Origin of the sequence: Pseudomonas sp. ACN5, from assembly GCF_002303975.1 — a bacterium.
GTDB lineage: Bacteria > Pseudomonadota > Gammaproteobacteria > Pseudomonadales > Pseudomonadaceae > Aquipseudomonas > Aquipseudomonas laurylsulfatiphila.
This window is the reverse complement of the sequence record NZ_MRCP01000001.1, coordinates 535,423-556,023: the sequence shown is the minus strand read 5'-3', so window position 1 is coordinate 556,023 and position 20,601 is coordinate 535,423. Positions and strand designations below refer to the sequence as shown.

General features: G+C 52.8%; 23 protein-coding genes and 3 pseudogenes. 10 read left to right on the top strand and 16 right to left on the bottom strand.

What is annotated here, in order from left to right; translation table 11 throughout:
- Positions 1-82: 82 nt before the first annotated feature.
- Positions 83-280, top strand: a complete 198-nt coding sequence (locus BSF40_RS31435) for a hypothetical protein (RefSeq protein WP_141249694.1) — start codon at positions 83-85, stop codon at positions 278-280.
- Between the two features lie 164 nt (positions 281-444).
- On the opposite strand, the gene BSF40_RS02685 is transcribed toward BSF40_RS31435, so the two are convergent.
- Together BSF40_RS02685 and BSF40_RS02680 are read right to left on the bottom strand one after the other, a co-directional pair.
- The gene (locus BSF40_RS02685) at positions 445-1,167 is read right to left on the bottom strand and encodes a hydrolase (RefSeq protein WP_080957002.1); all 723 of its coding nucleotides are present in this window, start codon (positions 1,165-1,167) and stop codon (positions 445-447) included.
- 28 nt (positions 1,168-1,195) lie between these two features.
- Entirely contained in the window at positions 1,196-1,891 is a 696-nt protein-coding gene (locus tag BSF40_RS02680) for a pirin family protein (protein WP_158231151.1), read from the bottom strand.
- A 180-nt stretch (positions 1,892-2,071) separates the two neighbouring features.
- Between BSF40_RS02680 and BSF40_RS02675 the strand changes: the two genes are divergently transcribed.
- On the top strand, positions 2,072-2,986 hold the full coding sequence (locus BSF40_RS02675) for a LysR family transcriptional regulator (protein ID WP_095963993.1): 915 nt from the start codon (positions 2,072-2,074) through the stop codon (positions 2,984-2,986).
- Between the two features lie 420 nt (positions 2,987-3,406).
- Here the strand turns inward: BSF40_RS02675 and BSF40_RS02670 are convergent, their stop codons facing one another.
- The gene (locus BSF40_RS02670; protein ID WP_046816069.1) at positions 3,407-3,601 is read right to left on the bottom strand and encodes a hypothetical protein; all 195 of its coding nucleotides are present in this window, start codon (positions 3,599-3,601) and stop codon (positions 3,407-3,409) included.
- A 224-nt stretch (positions 3,602-3,825) separates the two neighbouring features.
- On the opposite strand from BSF40_RS02670, the pseudogene BSF40_RS02665 reads away from it, so the two are divergent.
- Together BSF40_RS02665 and BSF40_RS02660 are read left to right on the top strand one after the other, a co-directional pair.
- A pseudogene (locus BSF40_RS02665) lies at positions 3,826-4,073 on the top strand (TraI domain-containing protein); the annotation flags it as partial.
- A gap of 198 nt (positions 4,074-4,271) precedes the next feature.
- Positions 4,272-4,721: an N-acetyltransferase gene (locus BSF40_RS02660; RefSeq protein ID WP_080956999.1), complete on the top strand. Its 450-nt coding sequence runs from the start codon at positions 4,272-4,274 to the stop codon at positions 4,719-4,721.
- Positions 4,722-4,787: 66 nt separating this feature from the next.
- Here the strand turns inward: BSF40_RS02660 and BSF40_RS02655 are convergent.
- Positions 4,788-5,027 (bottom strand): annotated as a pseudogene (locus tag BSF40_RS02655) (transposase); the annotation flags it as partial.
- 16 nt (positions 5,028-5,043) lie between these two features.
- Here BSF40_RS02655 and BSF40_RS02650 point away from each other — a divergent pair.
- The 6 genes and pseudogenes from BSF40_RS02650 to tatC all read left to right on the top strand — a co-directional run.
- Positions 5,044-5,691: pseudogene (locus tag BSF40_RS02650) on the top strand (IS630 family transposase); the annotation flags it as partial.
- A 264-nt stretch (positions 5,692-5,955) separates the two neighbouring features.
- On the top strand, positions 5,956-6,465 hold the full coding sequence (locus tag BSF40_RS02645; protein WP_013973850.1) for a RidA family protein: 510 nt from the start codon (positions 5,956-5,958) through the stop codon (positions 6,463-6,465).
- Between the two features lie 333 nt (positions 6,466-6,798).
- Positions 6,799-8,124 (top strand): OprD family outer membrane porin, encoded by a 1,326-nt coding sequence (locus BSF40_RS02640; protein ID WP_064614977.1) that lies wholly within the window; start codon positions 6,799-6,801, stop codon positions 8,122-8,124.
- Positions 8,125-8,374: 250 nt separating this feature from the next.
- Positions 8,375-8,653 (top strand): twin-arginine translocase TatA/TatE family subunit, encoded by a 279-nt coding sequence (locus BSF40_RS02635; protein ID WP_024087607.1) that lies wholly within the window; start codon positions 8,375-8,377, stop codon positions 8,651-8,653.
- Between the two features lie 10 nt (positions 8,654-8,663).
- Positions 8,664-9,068: a Sec-independent protein translocase protein TatB gene (gene tatB, locus BSF40_RS02630; RefSeq protein WP_095963992.1), complete on the top strand. Its 405-nt coding sequence runs from the start codon at positions 8,664-8,666 to the stop codon at positions 9,066-9,068.
- A complete protein-coding gene (gene tatC / locus BSF40_RS02625; RefSeq protein WP_064614978.1) occupies positions 9,065-9,859 on the top strand; it encodes a twin-arginine translocase subunit TatC in 795 nt (264 codons plus the stop codon). Before tatB ends, tatC begins: the two co-directional genes overlap by 4 nt.
- A gap of 174 nt (positions 9,860-10,033) precedes the next feature.
- On the opposite strand, the gene ccmI is transcribed toward tatC, so the two are convergent.
- The 12 genes from ccmI to BSF40_RS02565 all read right to left on the bottom strand — a co-directional run bounded on the left by ccmI (position 10,034) and on the right by BSF40_RS02565 (position 20,473).
- The gene (gene ccmI / locus BSF40_RS02620; RefSeq protein ID WP_095963991.1) at positions 10,034-11,248 is read right to left on the bottom strand and encodes a c-type cytochrome biogenesis protein CcmI; all 1,215 of its coding nucleotides are present in this window, start codon (positions 11,246-11,248) and stop codon (positions 10,034-10,036) included.
- Positions 11,241-11,714 (bottom strand): cytochrome c-type biogenesis protein, encoded by a 474-nt coding sequence (locus BSF40_RS02615; protein ID WP_095963990.1) that lies wholly within the window; start codon positions 11,712-11,714, stop codon positions 11,241-11,243. Before BSF40_RS02615 ends, ccmI begins: the two co-directional genes overlap by 8 nt.
- Positions 11,711-12,247 (bottom strand): DsbE family thiol:disulfide interchange protein, encoded by a 537-nt coding sequence (locus BSF40_RS02610; protein WP_095963989.1) that lies wholly within the window; start codon positions 12,245-12,247, stop codon positions 11,711-11,713. Before BSF40_RS02610 ends, BSF40_RS02615 begins: the two co-directional genes overlap by 4 nt.
- Complete coding sequence (locus BSF40_RS02605) at positions 12,244-14,232, bottom strand: heme lyase CcmF/NrfE family subunit (RefSeq protein ID WP_095963988.1); 1,989 nt, start codon at positions 14,230-14,232, stop codon at positions 12,244-12,246. The genes BSF40_RS02610 and BSF40_RS02605 overlap by 4 nt, the downstream gene beginning before the upstream one ends.
- 3 nt (positions 14,233-14,235) lie before the next feature.
- Positions 14,236-14,691 carry a cytochrome c maturation protein CcmE gene (gene ccmE / locus BSF40_RS02600; protein WP_095963987.1) on the bottom strand — a complete coding sequence of 152 codons (456 nt, stop codon included), beginning with the start codon at positions 14,689-14,691 and terminating at the stop codon, positions 14,236-14,238.
- Positions 14,688-14,864: a heme exporter protein CcmD gene (gene ccmD / locus BSF40_RS02595; protein ID WP_007939192.1), complete on the bottom strand. Its 177-nt coding sequence runs from the start codon at positions 14,862-14,864 to the stop codon at positions 14,688-14,690. The genes ccmE and ccmD overlap by 4 nt, the downstream gene beginning before the upstream one ends.
- Positions 14,861-15,616, bottom strand: coding sequence for a heme ABC transporter permease (locus tag BSF40_RS02590; RefSeq protein ID WP_095963986.1), 756 nt, complete (start codon positions 15,614-15,616; stop codon positions 14,861-14,863). The genes ccmD and BSF40_RS02590 overlap by 4 nt, the downstream gene beginning before the upstream one ends.
- Positions 15,617-16,112: 496 nt before the next feature.
- Positions 16,113-16,739: an isochorismatase family protein gene (locus tag BSF40_RS02585; RefSeq protein WP_013973861.1), complete on the bottom strand. Its 627-nt coding sequence runs from the start codon at positions 16,737-16,739 to the stop codon at positions 16,113-16,115.
- 37 nt (positions 16,740-16,776) lie between these two features.
- Positions 16,777-17,808: a leucyl aminopeptidase gene (locus BSF40_RS02580; protein ID WP_095963985.1), complete on the bottom strand. Its 1,032-nt coding sequence runs from the start codon at positions 17,806-17,808 to the stop codon at positions 16,777-16,779.
- Positions 17,809-17,819: 11 nt separating this feature from the next.
- Positions 17,820-18,587, bottom strand: coding sequence for an alpha/beta fold hydrolase (locus BSF40_RS02575; RefSeq protein ID WP_013973863.1), 768 nt, complete (start codon positions 18,585-18,587; stop codon positions 17,820-17,822).
- Complete coding sequence (locus tag BSF40_RS02570) at positions 18,587-19,288, bottom strand: Asp/Glu racemase (protein ID WP_135848050.1); 702 nt, start codon at positions 19,286-19,288, stop codon at positions 18,587-18,589. Before BSF40_RS02570 ends, BSF40_RS02575 begins: the two co-directional genes overlap by 1 nt.
- A 267-nt stretch (positions 19,289-19,555) precedes the next feature.
- Positions 19,556-20,473 (bottom strand): alpha/beta hydrolase, encoded by a 918-nt coding sequence (locus tag BSF40_RS02565; RefSeq protein ID WP_046816067.1) that lies wholly within the window; start codon positions 20,471-20,473, stop codon positions 19,556-19,558.
- Positions 20,474-20,601: the final 128 nt, after the last annotated feature.

Below are 20,601 nucleotides of genomic sequence, written 5' to 3'. Positions count from 1 at the left end.
GACTGGTGACAGTGAATGTAGGGTTCAAGGCGCGCTTACATTCAGTCAGGTGGAAAACGGCAAATGATGAAGAGGAGCAGGCATGCAATTCGCCGCCACGGTAGGTGTGGTTGCCAACCCACACGAACTCAATTGGGCGTGCCAGTCGATCATCGCTGCACCGGTCGGTCGTCCATATCCTACCTACATGGCTAGGAAAAAAATTAAAGTTTGTTTAGGTAGTATCAGTCAAGCCGATGTAATCGTGCACGCCCCACCGACTATAAATTTAATGGTTTAACCAGTGTTCAACAATCAATCAGCACACGAGAAGGAGGCCTTAACTATTACCCTAGATCGCATCACATCACCCAGAACGCTTAATTTTTACCACCGAGCTTCATAGGCACCGCGCGGAGAGAATCTAGACGTATCTATGAGGCTCGCCGCGACGGTTCAAACGAGCTACTTTGTACTTAAAAACTGTTTATAAAAGGCGCCAATACCCATTGCCCCAGCATGATCGCGCAAAATATTGTAAACCTCGCCGTTCGTTTTATCTTTAGTCCAATCAGTTTCAAGTTCCAACAGGACAGGCAACCAAGTTATAGGGACTGCTCCAGCTTGCACAAGACGCTGCACTGCCCGCTCATGCGAGACAGCGTCAGAATCCCCACTTGCATCAGTGACCACGTAAACTTCATAGCCCTCTTTAAGTGCATACAAGGCTGGTAGCATTACACAATTATCAGTCCACAGACCTGCAATCAGTAATTTCTTCCGTCCTGTGGCATGAATTGCTTTACGAACTTTTTCATCCTGCCAAGCATTAATCGGCGTCCTATCAATAACTTCAGCATCTGGCATAACTGCTCTGATTTGCGGAAACATAGGTCCGCCATAGCTGTCCGCGGTGATCGTTGTAATGACTGTAGGAAGCTTAAATACCTTGGCAACTTTCGTCAGCGCAGTCGCGTTGTTAATGAGAGCATCAATACTTATTGATTGTGTAGCAAAAGCATATTGAGGTTGATAATCCACCAATAGCAACGCTGTATTTTCTGGCGTGAGTTGGTCTAAAACCTTAGCCGCCGATAACGATTCTGCTGCTTTCGCATCACCAAGACCGAGGACAAGACCGACAACAATTAAAGCGACTGACAAAATTGATTTTGCATAGCCGAACATATTCCTTCTCCCAGACCAGTAATTTAGATTAACGAAGATCAAACAGCAACACTTCCGCACTATCTAGCGAACTTATTGCAATTGTCGTGCAGTTTCCCACAAAGATGGCATCTCCTGCCGATAGCGCAAAATCATTAATAGCTACACCGCCACTTAACACATGAAGATATGCACGGCGATTCATAGGCACCTTCCACACCAACTCGATCGGCGTTAATATGGAGGCGTAAATCCTAACGTCCTGATCAACGCAAAGCACCCCGTCCGCCGAATTATCTGAAGCTATAAGGCACAACCGTCCAACTTTATCTTCAGGCGTAAACGTGCATAGCTGATAGGAAGGATCACTGTCCAAATTTTTTGGCTTAATCCACCATTGTACATGATGCTCAATCTCACTGTCCGAAGGATTCATTTCACTGTGTGAAATGCCTTTTCCTGCGCGCATTAAGTGTACATCACCGTAACTAACTCTTTGGCAGTTACCTATACTGTCTCGATGTTCAATTTCACCCATTAAAGGGTAAGACATCACCTCTACGTTTGAATGTGAATGCTCTGTAAATCCAGACTTCGGCTGAACGATATCATCATTAAAAACAATTAAATCCGAAAACCCTCGGCGCTCGGAATTTCGGTAAGATCCAAATTCAAACGAAAATTTTGCATCCAACCAGCTATTTTTGAATGATCCACGGTCCTCGGATTTATTTATTACGATCATAAAACCCACCTTTATTTGATGCATCAATCGTGCGGCATGATCACCGCCAAGATAAGCGCTTCAAACTAGAATGCAGTGTTCTCTTAAAGTTACTAATCACTGTGATTGCCTTGATGCTATCCTCTAACGGCCAACAGCACATGCTCATCAGCGGCGAAAATAGAGGGGGAGGACTGTAAAGTGGAGAACCTAACGGCAATTTCCATTTTTATAACGGTGATTGAGGCGAAATCTTTTTCCGCCGCAGCCAAAAAGCTCGGTATGGTTCGGTCAGCTGTGAGCAGGCACATCACGGCACTAGAAACCACACTTTCCACAAGGTTAATCCATCGTACTACACGACAATTATCTCTCACCGCTGCTGGGGAACGATATTACGCACGCGTATCAGTAGCTGTTCAAGCAATCCGAGAGGCAGAAAAAGAAATTGATGAGGATCGTATTGAGCCAATAGGCAAGGTAGTTGCAGCCATTCCGATGAGCTTTGGGTTGATGCACATATTGCCAGGAATGGCTGAGTTCCAACAAAAACATCCAAAAATAACCATTGACCTCCGTCTGGATGACAAAAAAATCAACTTGCTCACCGAAGGTGTGGATGTGGCTTTACGAATTGCCGAACTAAGTGACTCAACTTTAGTAGCTAAACGTATCGCTCATGTTCGCCATATCTTAGTTGCTACCAAGTCATACCTCGATGCAAACGGCACTCCCACTACTCCGCAAGACCTCCAGGACCACGCCTGCTTGTTGTATACTTTAGGTGCAAGCCCAGCAAAATGGAGCTTTCATAAAGAAAATCACGTTAGTGACATCAACATTTCTAGTCAATTTTCAGCTAGTAATAGTTTAGCTATCCGAGAAATGGCGTTGGCGGGCATAGGCATTGCGCTAATACCTGATTTTCTTGTGATAGAAGACCTAAAAACAGGACGCCTGATGCAACTTCTGGATGATTGGCAGTCGCGGACCCTGGAAATTTCTGTCGTTTATCCATCACGCCGATACGTACCAAAATCAGTGCGGGAATTTATCGCCTTTCTCGAAGAGCGTACTCTTTTGGTTTATCCACTAGTAAGTCCAGTCTCTGGTTAAGCCCGCCTTCCCACGGCGTGAGCCAACCATTCTCTAGAAGAAACTCGACTACGGGAACATTACGCACGATCGTTGCCCCCTCAACGAAACCAAGAAGGCCGGAGAATACCTTCGTAAAGGTGAACTGAGGACTTCTGGCGGTTCTGGGCAACCGACGGAAACGTGAACAAAATCGAACTACTAAACACTCGAATTGCTCGAGAGTGCCCGATGGGAATTTGGCTTTGCTCTACGGGCAAAGACGCATCTAGGTTTCAGCTACTACAAACGCGCTGCTCAGTTAGTAATCCTCCTATCGTAATCAGCGTACTTCATGGCACGCAGAGTTTTATCCATTGATATACCCACGTTTTCCGCGGACAACTTTACCTACTTCCGAGAGCCTCCTAGGACGCAGCGGGCTACGGAAAAGATCGCAGGTCAGTTATTTAGGTTTTCTGCCAGAAACCCGACTAGGTCGAGCGGACTTCGGCTGTCGATAACCTTGTAGATCAGATCGCGCTTGCTGCGCGGCAACTTCTTGGCCACGCTCTTCGCTGAGGCCCTGACAACCTCGTCTGTTCCATGGATGCGTGCTGCGAGGAGCAGCACGAGCGTAGCGTCAGTAAGGTTCATAGCAGGCCCCGCAAATTATGCAGCCGCAGTGTACTGAATCTTTTCTTGTCAGTACCAGCTCAAGAAACCGATGTCAGGCGATTTCAATATTCCGAGTACCGCGTAAAAAAGGACAGCAGTCAAAAGGAGATCAAAGGTCGAAGGGGAATTGGGAGTTCAAGGGTAAGAGCTCTATCCAAAAAGGCTAAAAGGCCATAGGTCCGGCCGCCACCCTGGAGACCACGATGCTTCTCAACCTATTTCTTCGCAAAAGGCAAAAGCCTCCTCCCTGCTGTCCGCGAACGTCACTGAAGGTTACCTGTCCGTCGAGTCAGCTCAAACTCTACTGGCGGTCGATCACCGCCGCCAGTTACTGGATCGTATCTGGCAATACACCGCCCTCTCCCATACCCAATTCACTCAGCTCTGCTTGTATCCAATCCATCGTTACGCCGAGCAGGTTCAGCTACTCCCGGCCAGCGAGGCGCACCATCAGTAAGCGTCCGGTCATCCCGTCTGGTTTCTTTGACTGTGGCTGTCAAACAGCGAGATGTCCATCGTCATCCAGCGGGTCATGCGTAGCCTGTATTATATTGAGACTGCAATTTGTCTGATCGCATGGTGTGAGGCTTGGTGCCGTGTCTTGATAGACTTCTTACCTTCGCCACTGCTCCCTATCCGAGGAACTCTAATGACAAATCAACCCATATTGATCGAGTTGGTTCGAGAGACAAATCCGGTATTGCTCAAGTCTTTGAATGACCTACTCCCCCAGCTTTCCATGAATGCGAAGGCGATGACAATGCAAGAATTGCAGCAGATCGTAGGTGCAGAATGCTCGGATTTATTGGTCGTAAAGGGGGCAGGTGGAGAAGATATCTTGGGAGCGCTAACCCTCATTCATTTCCGTATTCCGACAGTAGTTCGTGCGTGGATCGAGGACGTTGTTGTGGATGCTGGTGCCCGGGGACAACGGGTCGGCAAAGCACTCATTCAGGCAGCTGTAGAAAGAAGTCATGCTCTGGGCGCAAAAAAACTGGATCTTACGTCTAACCCAAATCGAGAATCTGCTCATCGTTTATATGAGGGAGCAGGATTTTCTGTTAGAGAAACAAAGGTCTATCGCTATCTTCCCGCTTGATGGATATTCCCAACGATCAGCCTCCCTGTTTGACCCAGCGAAAAGGGAGCAAGTCGGTAATTTCGCTTGACGTGGCTCCGCCGGTGCGGCCTGTGGATTGGCTGCCTTCAGCTCGGCTTCGATAGCTGCGATATCGGTATCGAGCAGATCGTCGAGCAGACTGCCTTGGTCGGGGCTCAGTTGCTCGCTGCGCTTGGCGAGCTTGTGTCGCTTGAGGATGGCGATTTCGTAAGCAAGTTGCTCGTTGACCGTTTCAAGGCGGTGGATCTTCTGGCCCATCGCGTCGACCTGGGACAGCAACTGCATAGCTTAGCACACCGAACTGAGCCGGCGTGTCCGTTCGGCCACCATCAGCCAGCGCGACGGTCGTCGGGCACGAGTGATTCTGTTGGCGGCCCAAGGTTGCACGCGGGTAGAAATTGCCCGGCTGACCGGGTTCTCGCTTCCTGTCGTCACGTGTTGGTGTCGACGTTTTCAGGATCAGCGGCTAGACGGTTTGATCGATAAGCCAGGTCGCGGTCGTAAACCCTTCCTGCCCCTTGACACTGTACAACGCGTGCTTGAGCAAGTCACACAACCCCGGATCCGTGAACGTCGCTGGAGCCGCCGAAGCATGGCCCGGGCGGCTGGAATTTCAGCCACCAGTGTGGACAAGATCTGGGCTGCCAACGATTTGGAGCCGCACCTAACCCGCACCTTCAAACGGCCCAATGACCCGCATTTCGAAGAGAAGTTTTGGGACGTCATCGGCCTCTACCTGGATCCGCCGGACAAAGCGCTGGTGCTCTGTTGCGATGAAAATAGCCAAGTTCAAGCACTTGAGCGGACCCAACCGGGGTTTGCCCTGACGATCGGTCACATCCGTACGTAGTCACACAATTATGCGCGCCACGGCACCGTCACCTTGTTCACGGCTCTGGACTATCTTCAAGGACGCTTGATCAGTTGCATCGAGCGAGAACACCGGCATTTCCAACGGGAGGATTGCTCTGCAGCATTGAGTCATCGCACATGCAACCAGTAAAAAGAAATATAAATTTAACTCGCCCCGAGAGCACGCGCAAACCTCTTTCCAACCCAGGTTTTGCAATTTCCTCAAGAAGGCACCTTAAAATTCAGAATCCCGGCGATGGCTGGCCCCGTGGCGCAAAATGTATAAGCATATGGCGGCTCATGTCTAACACCTGAAGCACAAGCTAGCGTAGCTTAAGAAAAAACAAAAAGGAGCACATGTATGACCACTCTAACAACACCTACCCCGCATCCATCTCATTTCAACAAGTTCAGAACGCGTAAAATTCTATTACTAGCTCTATTGCCATTCTTATCCACGCAATTGTTTGCAATGGAGCCCAAAGCAGCGTTTCATTTGAATGCTGAATTTGAGAAGCAGTACAGCTTTTCAATTGCAGTCAAAGCTGGGGATTTTCTACGCATTGGAGGCGTCACCTCCGTTGACAAGGACGGAAAAGAGGTCTATGCCGGCGATGCTACAAAGCAGATGCAGCTAATTTACGAGCGAATGGCAGCTATCCTAAAAGCCCATGGCGCGGACTTTAGCAATGTTGTAAGCGAAACTATTTACTATAAAACAGACAATGACATTTACTTTAAGGCCCTAGAGACCAGAGCAGCCGTTTATAAAGGATTGGTAGCGCCAAGTGCGTCCGGCGTGAGAGTAGTTGACTTTGCCAGCGATAGTGCGCTCATTGAAATAACGGCAGTGGCGTACCTGGGGAAGTGACCGCTTAATTCGGCCTGACACTAATAACCAGGAACACTCATTATCCTCATCAAAAAATAATACATAAGGACGCGACTAAATCCAGCAATAGTCGCCAGCGCAATATCGCCTAGCAAGTAAAACAAGCCAAAAAAATTAAGATAGGATAACAGCTCCAAAAGTATAATGATTTTATACCCAACTGGAAGCTAACATGCTATGAAATCCGATCATGCTGGCTGCACCATGCAAATTATCCAACCAGAATAACAACCAACTCTTTATTTAAATAAATATAACCAGCAAGCGAATTTTACGCTACACCCAACTAAACTCTCCTCTCGAGATCAGCTAATGAATAACAAAATCTACCATAAAGGTTTAGCTGCAGGGGCCGTACTAGTACTAATGCCTACAGGCATTTGTTATGCAAACTCCCAATCGGAGTCTGCTGGATTTTTAGAAGACAGTCATCTCAACCTCCTTTCCCGCAATCACTATTGGCATCAGACTGGCGATTTGGGTACACAGCGTGATTGGACACAGGGTGAAATGCTTGATTTCAACTCTGGATTTACCCAGGGTGTGGTGGGCTTCGGCATCGATGCTTTCGCCTATGGAGCCATAAAGCTCGACGGAAGCGGCAAACGGACAGGCTCTGTGACGCTCCCTGTTCGCGACAACGGTCAGCCGGCGGATAGCTATAGTAAAGCGGGGGGCAGCATCAAGGTTCAACTGTCCAATACCACACTAAGATACGGTGACTTACAACCAAAAGTTCCTGTGTTCGCTACCGGCAGCTCTAAGTTACTGAACCAGACCGCAACTGGCTGGATGCTCGATAGCGGAGAGCTAAAGGATATCGTCCTATCCGCTGGACTTTTCACCTCAGGTACAAGTTACCTTTCTACCAATCGAAGCGGCGATCTCGGACTGGCTTTCGCAAGGGTCAGCACCCCACAGGTGGGATATATTGGTGGTACGTACGCGCTCAGTGATCAGACATCTATATCGTTTTATGGCTCTCGGTATGAGAACCTCATGGATCAGTATTATACCAATATCAACCAAGCTATCGCATTATCCGAATCACAATCATTAACGCTTGACTTTAACTTATACCGCAGCCTCAACTCGGGAGAAGCAAAGGCAGGTGATATTAATGTCACAGCAGCGTCAATTTCAGCAGCACTTGCAACGGGTCCTCACACATTCGCACTGGCGTTTCAGCGCAATGATGGTGACCAGCCCCACGATTACGCAGCGATAGGAAGCGTCAGTCCCGGAGTGGCAGCAGGTGTTTTTAGCGACGGTCTATACCTAGCAAACGCCGCTGAATTGTCAGACTTTAATGCACCAAATGAGCAGTCAGTTCAGCTTCGCTATGAGCTGGACATGCAATCGTTTGGAGTACCGGGTTTGACTTTGACAGCCAAGCATATTCGTGGGACGGACATCGACGGCAGTAAAGTTAACGCAGACTCAGCTTATTTTGGACTTTATGGGAAGTCTGAAGAAGAGCGGGAGACCGATTTGATTGCTCAGTATATCATCCCGAGCGGTCCGGCTAAGGCATTGACGACTAAATTAATACAATCTTGGCACTCAGGCGACATCAGTACAGGCGGTAGGATCACTCGAACTCGACTGATTATCTCCTACCCATTTGAATTTTTTTGAATTTCAAGTATCTCAAGGTAGAGCCTTATAGTTTATATGGTATCAAAAATGAGACACTGGCAGTTCGTAAGGAATGGCGGTTCGCCTCGAGCCGTCAGCTTACGGGGAGAATACTCAGAAATAATTGGAGTTTGAAAGGCCAAGTCATAGTGATGACGATGTAATAGCTCAGATAGCCGATCGCAGAACTATTGGATCTGTTTTAATACAATTAAAAATTTAGCTAATTCAACTTAAAGAGAACAGGCATATGGGTATTTTTGACTGGAAACATTGGATTGTTATATTAGTCGTTGTGGTGCTGGTGTTTGGCACCAAGAAATTGAAAAACCTCGGCACCGATGTCGGCGAATCGATTAAAGGCTTTCGCAAAGCCATGAACGATGATGAACCACCATCCGCCCCCAACATGTCTGCGGAGCAACCGACCGAATCGATATCACCGAAGACCACCCAGCCTGTGAATGGGCCAAGCACCTTAGACGTGCAGGCGCAAAGAGTTGAAGAGCCAACTCGTAACAACGCGTGAGCACTGACTAATGTTTGGGATCAGCTTCACTGAATTGTTGCTCGTTGCCCTAGTCTCCCTGTTAGTGCTGGGCCCCGAGCGCTTGCCAGGTGCTGCACGTGCGGCCGGTATGTGGGTAGGCCGCCTCAAACGCAGCTTTAATGCCATCAAAGAGGAACTTGCACGTGAAATCGGCGCTGACGAAATTCGTCGGCGGCTACACAGCGGACGCATTATTTCCCTAGAGGATGAGGCGCGAAAAATCTTCGCACCAACCAACCAGGAACTGACCTTGGTGGCGCACGTTACCGATCAAAAGATCGTGCTTCAGACGCCTGCGGTGGATGAATCTGCATCTGCGGTCGATACGCCGCCTCCAGCGACTCCAGCGCCTAACAATTCAAATCTCCCTAATTTGCTACCGCGAGCCTCATGAGCGAAACCCCAGAGAACGACCAACCAATGCCGCTGGTATCGCACCTCACCGAGCTGCGCTCACGACTGCTGGTCTGCGTGGCAGCGGTCTTCACCATTTTCGCCGGGTTGTTTTCCTTCACCCAGCAGATCTACACATTCGTCTCCACACCACTGCGCCAGTACCTGCCGGTAGGCGCGACAATGATCGCCACCGACGTGTCGTCGCCGTTCCTGACACCATTGAAGCTGACGATGACGGTCTCGCTGTTCCTGGCGATCCCGGTGATCCTGCACCAGATCTGGGGCTTCATCGCACCGGGCCTGTACAAGCATGAAAAGCGCATCGCCGTGCCGCTGTTGGTGTCCAGCATCCTGCTGTTCTACACCGGCATGGCCTTCGCCTATTACCTGGTGTTCCCGCTGATCTTCAAGTTCTTCGCCGCCGCCACCCCGGCGGGCGTGGAGATGATGACCGACATCAACAGCTACCTGGATTTCGTCATGACGCTGTTCTTCGCCTTCGGCGTGGCGTTCGAAATCCCCGTGGCCGTGGTGTTGCTGGTGTGGATCGGCGTGGTCGACGTGGCCTACCTGAAGAGGATCCGCCCCTACGTGATCATCGGTTGCTTCGTGGTCGGCATGATCCTGACTCCGCCGGACATTTTCTCCCAGACCCTGCTGGCGGTACCGATGTGGCTCCTGTTCGAGATAGGTCTCCTCTTTGGAGGCTTAGTGCGCAGTCGAAATAACAATCTGGACGACGAGCCCATATGCGACCAAGATGCTCAACCTCCAGCCACCCAAGCGTGAATCCCGACGAACGTGCTATGTATCGAGACTAACCGGCTATGATTGGCGCTCCCCCTGACGACCATAAGTTGAAAGAATGACGGCGAGGGTAGCGCTGGACCGCATAAACGCTCAGGCCCAGGACGAGCGTGAGCAAAGTGATACGAGCGATGGCGGTCATTGTGCGAATTCCTGTTATTGGTCCGGGCTGTCGATGGTCAGGTGCTGCGGCGCGGTGGTGCTGCTCGCCAGGGGTTGGCTGCGGCCGATCCATTCACCGGCGGTGGGTTGACCGGCACGGGAGATCCGCGCCACCAGTTGGACTTCAGGGAAGTTCGACAGTTTCAGTTGCGGCATCATCGCGTCCGCATCCCCCAGCTCTACGGTCACCGGCAGGTCGGCGACGGTCAGGCGCTTGGCCGCCAGCGGGGCCGGCGGGCCGGACGCGGCGCGGGCGAAAATGAACACGCTGTCGCCTGGCTGCACCTTGGCCTTGAGCGCCGGCGCCAGCTCGACACGCACCTTGAGCACGGCGGCCGTCTTGGCGGCGGGTGCCTGGGCCTGCGCCGGCGCAACCTGGTCGCCAGCAGCCTGGAGCTTCTCGGTGGCGCGGGCGATACCGCCCTGCAACGCCTCGCGGGACTTGTCACCCTCCGGCAGCTCCACCAACAGGCGGCTCCAGTAATCAATCGCGTCCTGGTAGCGTTCGCCTTCGAACGCGGCGATGCCCAGCAGGCCGAGGCTGGTGACCTCCTTGGGATCGAGCTTCAGCGCTTCGTCGGTCAGGGCCTGGACCTGGTCCGACCATTTCTTGCCATCGGCGAAGTACTGCGCCTGGGCCCACTGGCCCAGCAGTTCGGGTTGGCGGCCCGCCACCGCCACGGTGCGCTGGAAGATCTTCGCTGCATCCGCGGGCCGGTCCTGGGCCATGTACGTACGGCCAAGGAAATACAGGCCCTCGGCGTTGTCCGGTTGCGCCGCCACCGCCCGCTCCAGGCGTTGGGTCATTTCTTCCATCGACTGCGGCGCCAGGGCGAACTCACGGGTCAGTTCGACCTTGTCGCTGGCACCGAAATGCAGGTACAGCCCCAAGCCCAGCAACGGCACCAGCACGGCGGCGAGCAACGGCAAGGGCTTGCCCAGGCGCGACTCGCGCGGCGCCTCGGCGCCCTCGGTGTCGGCCAGCAGCTCACGGGCGGCTTCGGCGCGGCCGGTTTCCAACTGCGCGGCGTTGAGCACGCCCTCCTCCCGCTCGGCCTGCAGTTCGGCGACGCGCTCCTGGTACAGCGCCACGTTCAACGCAGTACGGTCTTCTTCCAACTGGGCGCGACGGCCACGCAACACGGGGATCAACAGAAAACTCAGGGCAACCAGGAGAAGCAGACCTGCGGCGAGCCAGAAATCAATCATGCTTGGTTTTATCCAACAGTTGGTCGAGGCGCTGGCGCTCTTCGACAGAAAGCGTGTCCGGGGCGGCAGTGCGCTGGACCCGGCGGCGACGCACGATCACTGCAATGACGACGAAACCACCGACCAGCAGCCCGGCGGGGCCGAACCAGAGCAGCGCGGTCTTGGAAGACAGCGCCGGGTTGTAGCGCACGAACTCACCGTAGCGATCGACCATGAAGTCGATGATCTGCTGGTTGTCCTTGCCCTCGCCGAGCATACGGAAGATCTCCTTGCGCAGGTCGGCGGCAATCGGCGCGTTGGAGTCGGCGATGTCCTGGTTCTGACACTTGGGGCAACGCAGTTCCTTGGTCAGTTCGCGAAACCGCTCGCGCTCGCCATCGTTGGCAAATTCGTAGGTGTCGATGGCGGCGTGGGCCACGCCGGCCAGGCTCAAGCCCAGGATGGCGGCAATTAACCAGCGCTTCATGGCTTGGCCTCATCCACGAGCGCCTGATATTTGCCGGCCAGCTTCTCGCGCCAGACCTGCTCGTCGATCACCCCGATGAACTTGTCGCGAATGATGCCCTTGGCGTCGATGAAGAAGGTTTCCGGCGCACCGTAGACGCCCAGGTTCAGGCCGAGGGTGCCCTCTTCATCACGGATGTCCAGTTGATACGGGTTGTGGAACTCGGCCAGCCACTTCAAGGCATCGGCGTTGACGTCCTTGTAGTTGACGCCGTAGATCACCACGCCGTTCTGGGCCAGTTTGTTCAGCACCGGATGTTCGACCCGACAGGAAATGCACCAGGTGCCCCACACGTTGACCAGCGCCGGCTTGCCCAGCAGGTCGGCGCGGGTCAGGGTCTTGTCGCCTTGTACCGATGGCAGGGAAAACTCTGGAAACGGTTTGCCGATCATCGCCGAGGGCAATTCGGACGGGTTCAGGTAAAGCCCCCGATACAGGAACACCGCCATCACCAGAAACAGCGCCAGCGGCAACACCATCAACCAACGTTTCATGCAGTGGCTCCCGTCACGCCCAGGGCTTCGCGCACCCGGGTTTTCACTTTGACCCGATAACGCCGATCCAGCGCCGCGAGGACGCCGCCCAGGCCGGTGAGCAAGCCACCGAACCAGATCCAGCGTACGAACGGCTTGACGTGGACGCGTACCGCCCAGGCGCCATCACCGAGGGGTTCGCCCAGCGCCACGTAGAGGTCGCGGGTGAAGCCGGCGTCGATCCCGGCTTCGGTCATCACCGAGTTCTGTACGGTGTAGAGGCGTTTTTCCGGGTGCAGCACGGTGATCTCCTGGCCGTCGCGAATGACCCGCACGGTACCTTTGTCGGACGTGAAGTTCGGACCTTCGAAATGCCTGGCGCCCTCGAAAACGAACTGATAACCGCCCAGGTCCATGGACTCGCCCGGTGCCAGGCGCAGGTCGCGTTCGGCGCTGTTCTGGCTGGACAGCACCACACCGAGGGCGCAGACGGCGATCCCCAGGTGGGCGAGTTGCATGCCCCAGTAACTGCGGGTCAGGGTCGGCAGGCCTTTGACGAAACCTTTATGGCGAGTCTTGTCGAAAATATCCCGCACGCCCGCCAGCAATACCCACGCCGCCAGCACGAATGTCGCCAGCACCGCCCAGTTGAAATCGCCATAAGCGATGCCCGCCACCACGGCCAGGGCGGCGGTGCCGAGCAGCACCGGCGTGAGCATGCCCAGCAGCCATTTGACCGGCGTGTCCTTCCAGCGCACCAGCACACCGATCGCCATCACCACCATCAGGATCGCCATCAGCGGAATGAACAATGCGTTGAAATACGGCGGGCCGACCGACAGCTTGGCGCCGGACAACGCATCGAGCACCAGCGGATACAGTGTCCCGAGGAGGATCATCGACGCTGCCACTACCAGCACCAGGTTATTGCCCAGCAGCAGGGTTTCCCGGGACCAGAGGTTGAAGCCGACCTGGCTTTTCACCACGGGTGCCCGCAGGGCGAACAGCGTCAGCGAACCGCCGACCACGAACAGCAGGAACATCAGGATGAATACGCCACGCTCGGGGTCCGAGGCGAAGGCATGCACCGAGGTGAGCACGCCGGAGCGCACCAGGAAGGTCCCGAGCAGGCTCAGCGAAAACGCCGCGATCGCCAGCAGCACGGTCCAGCTCTTGAACACGCCGCGTTTTTCGGTGACGGCCAGGGAGTGGATCAGCGCCGTGCCGACCAGCCATGGCATGAAGGAGGCGTTCTCCACCGGGTCCCAGAACCACCAGCCGCCCCAGCCGAGTTCGTAATAGGCCCACCACGACCCGAGGGTGATGCCGATCCCGAGGAAGGCCCAGGCGACAATGGTCCATGGCCGCGACCAGCGCGCCCACGCGGCGTCGAGGCGACCACCGAGCAACGCAGCGATGGCGAACGCGAAGGCCACGGAAAAGCCGACGTAGCCCATGTAGAGCATCGGCGGATGGACGATCAGACCGATGTCCTGAAGCAACGGGTTGAGGTCGCGGCCGTCCATCGGCACTTGCGGCAGGATGCGCTCGAACGGGTTTGACGTGAGGATCAGGAACAGCAGGAAACCGATGCTGATCATGCCCATCACCGCCAGCACCCGGGCCAGCATCACTTGCGGCAACTGTCGGGAGAACACCGACACCGCGAAGGTCCAGCCGGCAAGAATCAACGCCCAGAGCAGCAACGAACCTTCGTGGGCACCCCACACCGCGCTGAACTTGTAGTACCAGGGCAAGGCGCTGTTGGAGTTGCTGGCGACATAGGCCACGGAAAAGTCGTCGGCCATGAACGCATAGGTCAGGCAACCGAACGCGAACAGCATGAACGCAAACTGCCCCCATGCGGCCGGCTGGGCGAGGCTCATCCACAAGCGGTCGGCACGCCAGGCCCCGAGCAACGGCACAACGGCCTGGACCAGGGAAAAACACAGGGCCAGGATCATCGCCAGATGGCCCAGCTCAGGAATAAACAGACCGGCATTCATCGATCAACCCTCCTTCACGGGAGCGGGCGCCGACTGGCCGCTGTCTTTCAAGGCTTTGGTCACTTCCGGCGGCATGTATTTCTCATCGTGCTTGGCCAGCACCTCATCGGCCACCACCACGCCGTCGGCGTCGAGTTTGCCCAGGGCAACAATGCCCTGCCCTTCGCGGAACAGGTCCGGGAGGATCCCGCGATAGGTGATGGTCACGGTCTTGTTGAAGTCGGTGACGTTGAACTTCACGTCCAGCGTATCACCGGAACGCACCAGCGAGCCCTGCTCCACCATGCCGCCAGCGCGGATGCGGGTATCCTTGGGCGCTTCGCCATTGGCGATCTGGGTCGGGGTGTAGAACAGGTTGATGTTCTGTTGCAAGGCGCTGAGGGCGAGGCCGACCGCCGCGCCGACGCCGACCAGGATCGCCAGAATGATGACAAGACGTTTTTTGCGCAGCGGATTCACTGACCGTTCTCCCGGCGCAGACGACGCGCCTCTTGTTGCAGATACCGCTTGCGAGCCAGGATCGGCGCCGCCACGTTGAGGGCCAGCACCGCCAGGCAGATGCCATAGGCTGACCAGACATACAGGCCGTGATGGCCCATGGCGAGGAAGTCGCCGAATGACGCGAAACTCATCGAGCGGCCTCCAGGCTGTTCTGTACTTCGGCTTTCACCCAGCTGGCCCGGGCTTCGCGCTTGAGCACTTCGAGGCGCATGCGCAGCAGCAGCACTGCGCCGAAGAAGCAGTAGAAACCCAACACGGTCAGTAGCAGCGGCAGCCACATCTCGACCGGCATCGCCGGTTTTTCGGTGAGGGTGAAGGTCGCGCCCTGGTGCAGGGTGTTCCACCATTGCACCGAATACTTGATGATCGGGATGTTGATCACGCCGACAATCGCCAATACCGCGCAGGCCTTGGCGGCGCTGTCACGATTGCTGATGGCGTTGCCCAACGCAATAAGACCGAAGTACAGGAACAGCAGGATCAGCATCGACGTCAGTCGTGCGTCCCAGACCCACCACGAACCCCAGGTCGGCTTGCCCCAAATCGCCCCGGTGACCAGCGCCACGGCGGTCATCCAGGCACCGATGGGCGCTGCGCATTGCAGGGCGATATCGGCCAGTTTCATCTTCCACACCAGGCCGACCACACCGCAGATCGCCAGCATCACGTAGACCGACTGGGCCAGCATCGCCGCGGGGACATGGATATAGATGATGCGAAAGCTGTTGCCCTGCTGATAGTCCGGCGGCGCGAAAGCCAGGCCCCAGGCCAGGCCGATGCCGATCAGCAACAGGGCCGCGACGCTCAGCCAGGGCAACAGTCTGCCGCTGATGCCGTAGAACCACTTGGGTGAGCCGAGCTTATGAAACCAGGTCCAGTTCATTGCTATTTCCATCACAGTTGCGGCTCGCCCAAACTTGCCACCAGAACGGCATTACAGAAGAAATGGAAGCTCTTCAATGTGTTAGCTTCCAACGATATAGAAGACTAGGGAGTCGGCTGCTCAATGAACCCGCGACAAGAAATTAGGATCGTCTAATTGTGGATCAGCCCTGAAAGCGATGAGATTAAATACCCCCCCGAACACGCATATAAGCCTTACTTGCCACACTTATTTGCAAAGTACTCTATCCATCACACACCAAACCTAAAATTCAATTAACTCACGGACAGATCACCAAAATTCTCAACCGAATACAGAATCAAAAACTGCGTCATCGAGACAAATAAAACATAAATCGCGATAACACTATGACTTAAATAATTGACTCAGCGAAGCATCTGAAATTACATGCGTACTTAAAAAGTAGAAATGTGCGTTCGGCGCCCATTATATGTGCCGAGACGCACCAAATTAAGGACTACAATTAATAAATCGACTAGCCCGCAACCGATCGCAGCCATTTTAAAATGTCGTCGGAATCGGTTACATCACCATACTTTTGCTGTATGTCGTACAGACTCGCTTCATGTGGCCCTTTCGCACGATCCGCACAGCAGTCCGCTGGCACAAGCACTTTGAACCCGGATTGTACAGCGTCTACAACAGTAGCGCGGACGCAACCCGAGGTCGTTGCACCTGTCACCACAACTGTATCAGTATTTGTCCCTGCCAGCAGGCTGGATAACGTCGACCCAAAAAAAGACGAGGCTCCTTTTTTTACAACAACTACATCGTTTGGCTGAATACCTGTTGCCATATCTATTTCAACTAATCGGGACCCATAGAGCAATGCAGCCATACCAGAAGATTTCTCCAACCACGGAAGCATCGGAATCTCCCCTGGATGATATGCGATTGTGGTAAATATCACCGGAAATTCTAATGCCCTTGCCAAGTCACAAATTTCTTTTGTGCGGGACATCTGGAGTGAGGCATCAGAGGCAGTTGGATATTGAAGATCAGTAAATCCATACGAAAAATCAACAACAATGATAGCTGGGTGCACGCCTCTAGACACCGGATTACCGAAACCTGCAGCGTCATATACTTCTTTTTGTGACATATAATACTCCTTGCGTCCGCACAATTTAGCAGCACGTCTACCTTTGCACTAGCTGAATTTCTTTAACAACAATGTCGCCATCAATGACCACTGGCGTATCATCAAGGAACAATGAACAGTTACGCATTGGAATATCAAGATGACAGGCGGTATCATTCGATCCGCCAAGCTCATTGTTTGGACCGGTTGAAAACATTACATTGCCGTAAAAACTTCTGAGCTCCATTCCCATTCCACCTGTAAATTGCCCCGGAACAAAGCTGTGCCATTTAGCATGTGGATTCATTCCCCAGCCTACATGACTCATTCCTTTACCACGGGGATCATTAAATGAGTCCATATAGGAATTAACGATCTGAGCTTCAAGACCGCCGCGAATATCGACTATCCAACCTTTTTCTATAGTGTAAGTTATTGGCTCCCTAACCATGAGATTTTGCGGTAAAAGAACATCACCTGGGGCGACAACTATGGTTCCATCCACACCGTCATCGTCACCGCCAGTGAATACAAACCCCGAAGGCCAATGATCCCAACGACCTGGTGTATCTGTACAAGCGTACTCTGCTATAGTAGGATAGATATTCAGCTTGTATGTAATATCTGTCCCATACGGGGATGTGATCCGCATATCCTTAGCGTTTTCAACTAACTCCGCTGCAATAGAAACTTTCTCTCGCAGCTCTGGAAATGGCAGCATACGGGCCAGAAGCTCAGGAGGTTCCACCGCAGTTAAAATACGCGTACCTGCCGCTTGGATTTCAAACTGTTCAGCAGAAAACAAAAGGAATACGCAGTCAATCAACATGTCGCAGTTCTTAAGCGCCTCCACAGCACCGGGTAAATCGGCAAGTCCCGTAACCCCGACAGCCCAGCCATTAGAAGGCAATGGCGAAGGTAGCCTCATATGATACATCTCGGCTCCAAGTCGCTGGCCTGCGGCCATAAATGCGTCGGCGTACGCTAGACGTTCATGCCCCTGGGTTAGAACGATCAGTCGCTCCCCTTCATGTACACCTGACATTTTCAACTGATGTAGGCATATCTCGGTAAAACTCACATGGTCCATATCGCGCCTCTCTATCGATTGCTGACTGCAGTTATGAAGCCTTCTAAATTATCCCACGGAATCATGTGCCCAGCTTCTTCAACAACATACGTCGTAGTTTGAGGAGCTAAACTAATAATCTCCGCGATATCATCAGGCTGAATAACTTCTGCTCCACCAGCTACAACGAGTTGAATAGGAAGCGTCAATTGCGCCAAGTCGGTATGAATATCATCTGTGTGGAAGCCATCGAATGCGGTTTTGACCGCTGTGTACTGGCAGGTATGTAGCCACTCAGCCCGGAGCTCGATCTGTTCGTCCGTCCAAGTCGGGCAGTAAGACCGCATTTCCATCGCCGTACAGCCTCTTTGTGCTAAACGAATGGACTCCGCATACCATGACCACTTTGCAGGATATGGACGTCTACCTGGGCCAGAAACAGGTGGATCAACTAAGATCAATCGAGAAAACACCTGAGAATCTTTCCTAGCTGCTCGAATGGCAATTCGCGCACCCATTGAATGTCCTAAAACTACCACTCCTTCCATCCGCTGGGCTAACGCAACTAAATCATCAGCCATTGCGTCCAATGAGTAATCTAAATCACCCGATTCACTCAAACCTCTGCCTCGAACGTCTACCACGTGGACATCAAAATATTTGGCAAGACGCTCGGCCACAAACCCCCATGTTACTGCAGGAGAGGTGATACCTGGGATTAACAGCAGCGGTGAACCCGTTCCCGGAAAATGAATGATGTGCTGACGAATGCCATTTGCATAAACGTTGTACCCTTTCATTAGTAGGCACCTGAAAGAAGAGTTCCACCACCAGGAACTCGTGTAGGGAGATCTAATGCAGTTAACATCGCCCAAGTAGTAGCAACTGCGGCTGAAATAACTGGCTTTCTGGTTTGCGCCTCAACCATTGTGATGGCATTTAATGATGGCATCTGGACACATGCAGAAATAACAATTGCATCAACGTCGTCCGTGCGCATGCTCGCAATTATTCCAGGCAAATTCATTGGATCATGGGCCGCAACCGCCAGATTATCCGAGATTTCTAGTGCTCGATAGTCACCTACTTCGATACCTTCATGTCGAATGTAATCAACTACCAATTCTGTTAACGGTTTCATGTAAGGAGTAACCACAGCCACGCGCTTCGCACCAAGAGCACGGATGCCATCTATAAGCGCCCCCGCCGAGGTAATAATTGGTGTTGCTGCATCATTATTCTCGGTCACATTTCGTAAGCGCTCCGCCGATACTCGGTGATAACCATGCCCCATGGACATAATCGCGACCAGGCAAGCGTATCCCATCACGTCGACGCGAGCGTCTGATAGTTCGAGTGCACAACGATCACTGTCGCCATCCATTCGAGCTAGTTCCTCCTTCGTTACATGTTTCATACGCATACGAGATGAATGGAAAGTGAATCGCTCAGGAGCTACCAGCTCCCGCGCCTTAAGCAGCGCCGGGATCTCCGTTTCCATAGTGATATTAGAGCTTGGGACAATTTGACCAACGCGTACAACCTTCATAGCTTCCACCTTTAGACGAAGTTAATATTCAGTACCGCGCATAAACCAAGATTTGAATTATTTATTTACCTTCCAAAGCCATTTGTACCAGACTACCACCCGCCGCACCCCTCCTAGATAATCCATCCTATGCATGGATAGAATCACCTTGACCACGAACATAAGGGTCTTATGAGTGTGGCCCTACCAGCACTCACATATACCACGGAGTTATATAACTCAAAAAACCGACTCATTGACCCAATCAATTATAATTGCTGCGATATCGCTACTATTTTTCTCAGACATCATCATATGCCCATTACCTAAAACCCCGTAATCCTCAAGGAGAAAATGAGTGACGTCGTAATTTTGGTCTTGTAAATACTTTGCGGCTTTCAAATTTGCTTCTCGCATCCAACTAGCATGCCCGGTCACCAATGCGACTGGACGCTCATAAGGATCATGCGAGCCAGAGAATTCAACTGCACATAAACCATTTTCAAAATCTCCTAGTGAGTGTTGAAGGCCCGGATAGCCTAACGGCTCGACCGCGACTACAGCTTTTACCCTCGCCCCCCCTATTGCTGCCAATGCCCAGCCACATGGCCCACCTGCCGAGTGCGAGACTAAAATCGTGTCTCCAGTTACTTCAAACAACTGAGGTGCAATCGCTTCTACATGCTTTTGAGCTGCGGCCAGCGTTGTTGCCATTACTCCTTGGCTTGCCATGAATCTGTCTCCAGCGATTGGCTCATGATCCGGCCACTGATCATGATGCCTCGACTCCGGCCAGAGATTCTTGATTTTGGGCTCTACGAACCTTGGATAAAGCGTTTCATAGTCTGGATGCGGTACGTGAGCCCCTAAAATCTCACTGTTCCAACTATTTCGTCCATGACCAGGCCTATCTAATATAAATACTGGAAAACCTGCTTGCAGGAAATTATGAACCCATCCTGGACGCCCATCTGGAGTAGTTAAAAACTCTGAACCCTGCCCTCCACCACCATGTATAAATGTCACCGATACTGGCAGGGGATTAGCAGGCATAAACCATTGAACATAGGCGCTTACACCTGGATAGCTTTTACCCGCACTAAAGTGCGGAGGACTAGTCAGAAACTTTCCGCCAAAATCGGTAAGTTTGTAGTACATATTGCCACCACCACTGAGCAAGAAGACGTTGTCCGTGCCGACCGGATACCAGAGTGACACTTATTCACGCCTGTTGGGCGGGACCCAATAACGTATAGAACAATTAATAAAACAGACCACTAAACAAC

Coding starts and splice junctions, on each gene's coding strand:
- BSF40_RS02565 (WP_046816067.1), bottom strand. CDS start 20,473: ATGTACTACAAACTTACCGATTTTGGCGGAAAGTTTCTGACTAGTCCT.
- BSF40_RS02615 (WP_095963990.1), bottom strand. CDS start 11,714: ATGAAGCGCTGGTTAATTGCCGCCATCCTGGGCTTGAGCCTGGCCGGC.
- tatB (WP_095963992.1), top strand. CDS start 8,664: ATGTTTGGGATCAGCTTCACTGAATTGTTGCTCGTTGCCCTAGTCTCC.
- tatC (WP_064614978.1), top strand. CDS start 9,065: ATGAGCGAAACCCCAGAGAACGACCAACCAATGCCGCTGGTATCGCAC.
- ccmD (WP_007939192.1), bottom strand. CDS start 14,864: ATGAGTTTCGCGTCATTCGGCGACTTCCTCGCCATGGGCCATCACGGC.
- BSF40_RS02680 (WP_158231151.1), bottom strand. CDS start 1,891: ATGATCGTAATAAATAAATCCGAGGACCGTGGATCATTCAAAAATAGC.
- BSF40_RS02590 (WP_095963986.1), bottom strand. CDS start 15,616: ATGAACTGGACCTGGTTTCATAAGCTCGGCTCACCCAAGTGGTTCTAC.
- BSF40_RS02610 (WP_095963989.1), bottom strand. CDS start 12,247: ATGAAACGTTGGTTGATGGTGTTGCCGCTGGCGCTGTTTCTGGTGATG.
- BSF40_RS02670 (WP_046816069.1), bottom strand. CDS start 3,601: ATGAACCTTACTGACGCTACGCTCGTGCTGCTCCTCGCAGCACGCATC.
- BSF40_RS02580 (WP_095963985.1), bottom strand. CDS start 17,808: ATGGACCATGTGAGTTTTACCGAGATATGCCTACATCAGTTGAAAATG.
- BSF40_RS02570 (WP_135848050.1), bottom strand. CDS start 19,288: ATGGAAACGGAGATCCCGGCGCTGCTTAAGGCGCGGGAGCTGGTAGCT.
- ccmI (WP_095963991.1), bottom strand. CDS start 11,248: ATGATTGATTTCTGGCTCGCCGCAGGTCTGCTTCTCCTGGTTGCCCTG.
- BSF40_RS02645 (WP_013973850.1), top strand. CDS start 5,956: ATGACCACTCTAACAACACCTACCCCGCATCCATCTCATTTCAACAAG.
- BSF40_RS02605 (WP_095963988.1), bottom strand. CDS start 14,232: ATGAATGCCGGTCTGTTTATTCCTGAGCTGGGCCATCTGGCGATGATC.
- BSF40_RS02640 (WP_064614977.1), top strand. CDS start 6,799: ATGAATAACAAAATCTACCATAAAGGTTTAGCTGCAGGGGCCGTACTA.
- BSF40_RS02585 (WP_013973861.1), bottom strand. CDS start 16,739: ATGTCACAAAAAGAAGTATATGACGCTGCAGGTTTCGGTAATCCGGTG.
- BSF40_RS02660 (WP_080956999.1), top strand. CDS start 4,272: ATGACAAATCAACCCATATTGATCGAGTTGGTTCGAGAGACAAATCCG.
- BSF40_RS02635 (WP_024087607.1), top strand. CDS start 8,375: ATGGGTATTTTTGACTGGAAACATTGGATTGTTATATTAGTCGTTGTG.
- BSF40_RS31435 (WP_141249694.1), top strand. CDS start 83: ATGCAATTCGCCGCCACGGTAGGTGTGGTTGCCAACCCACACGAACTC.
- BSF40_RS02575 (WP_013973863.1), bottom strand. CDS start 18,587: ATGAAAGGGTACAACGTTTATGCAAATGGCATTCGTCAGCACATCATT.
- BSF40_RS02685 (WP_080957002.1), bottom strand. CDS start 1,167: ATGTTCGGCTATGCAAAATCAATTTTGTCAGTCGCTTTAATTGTTGTC.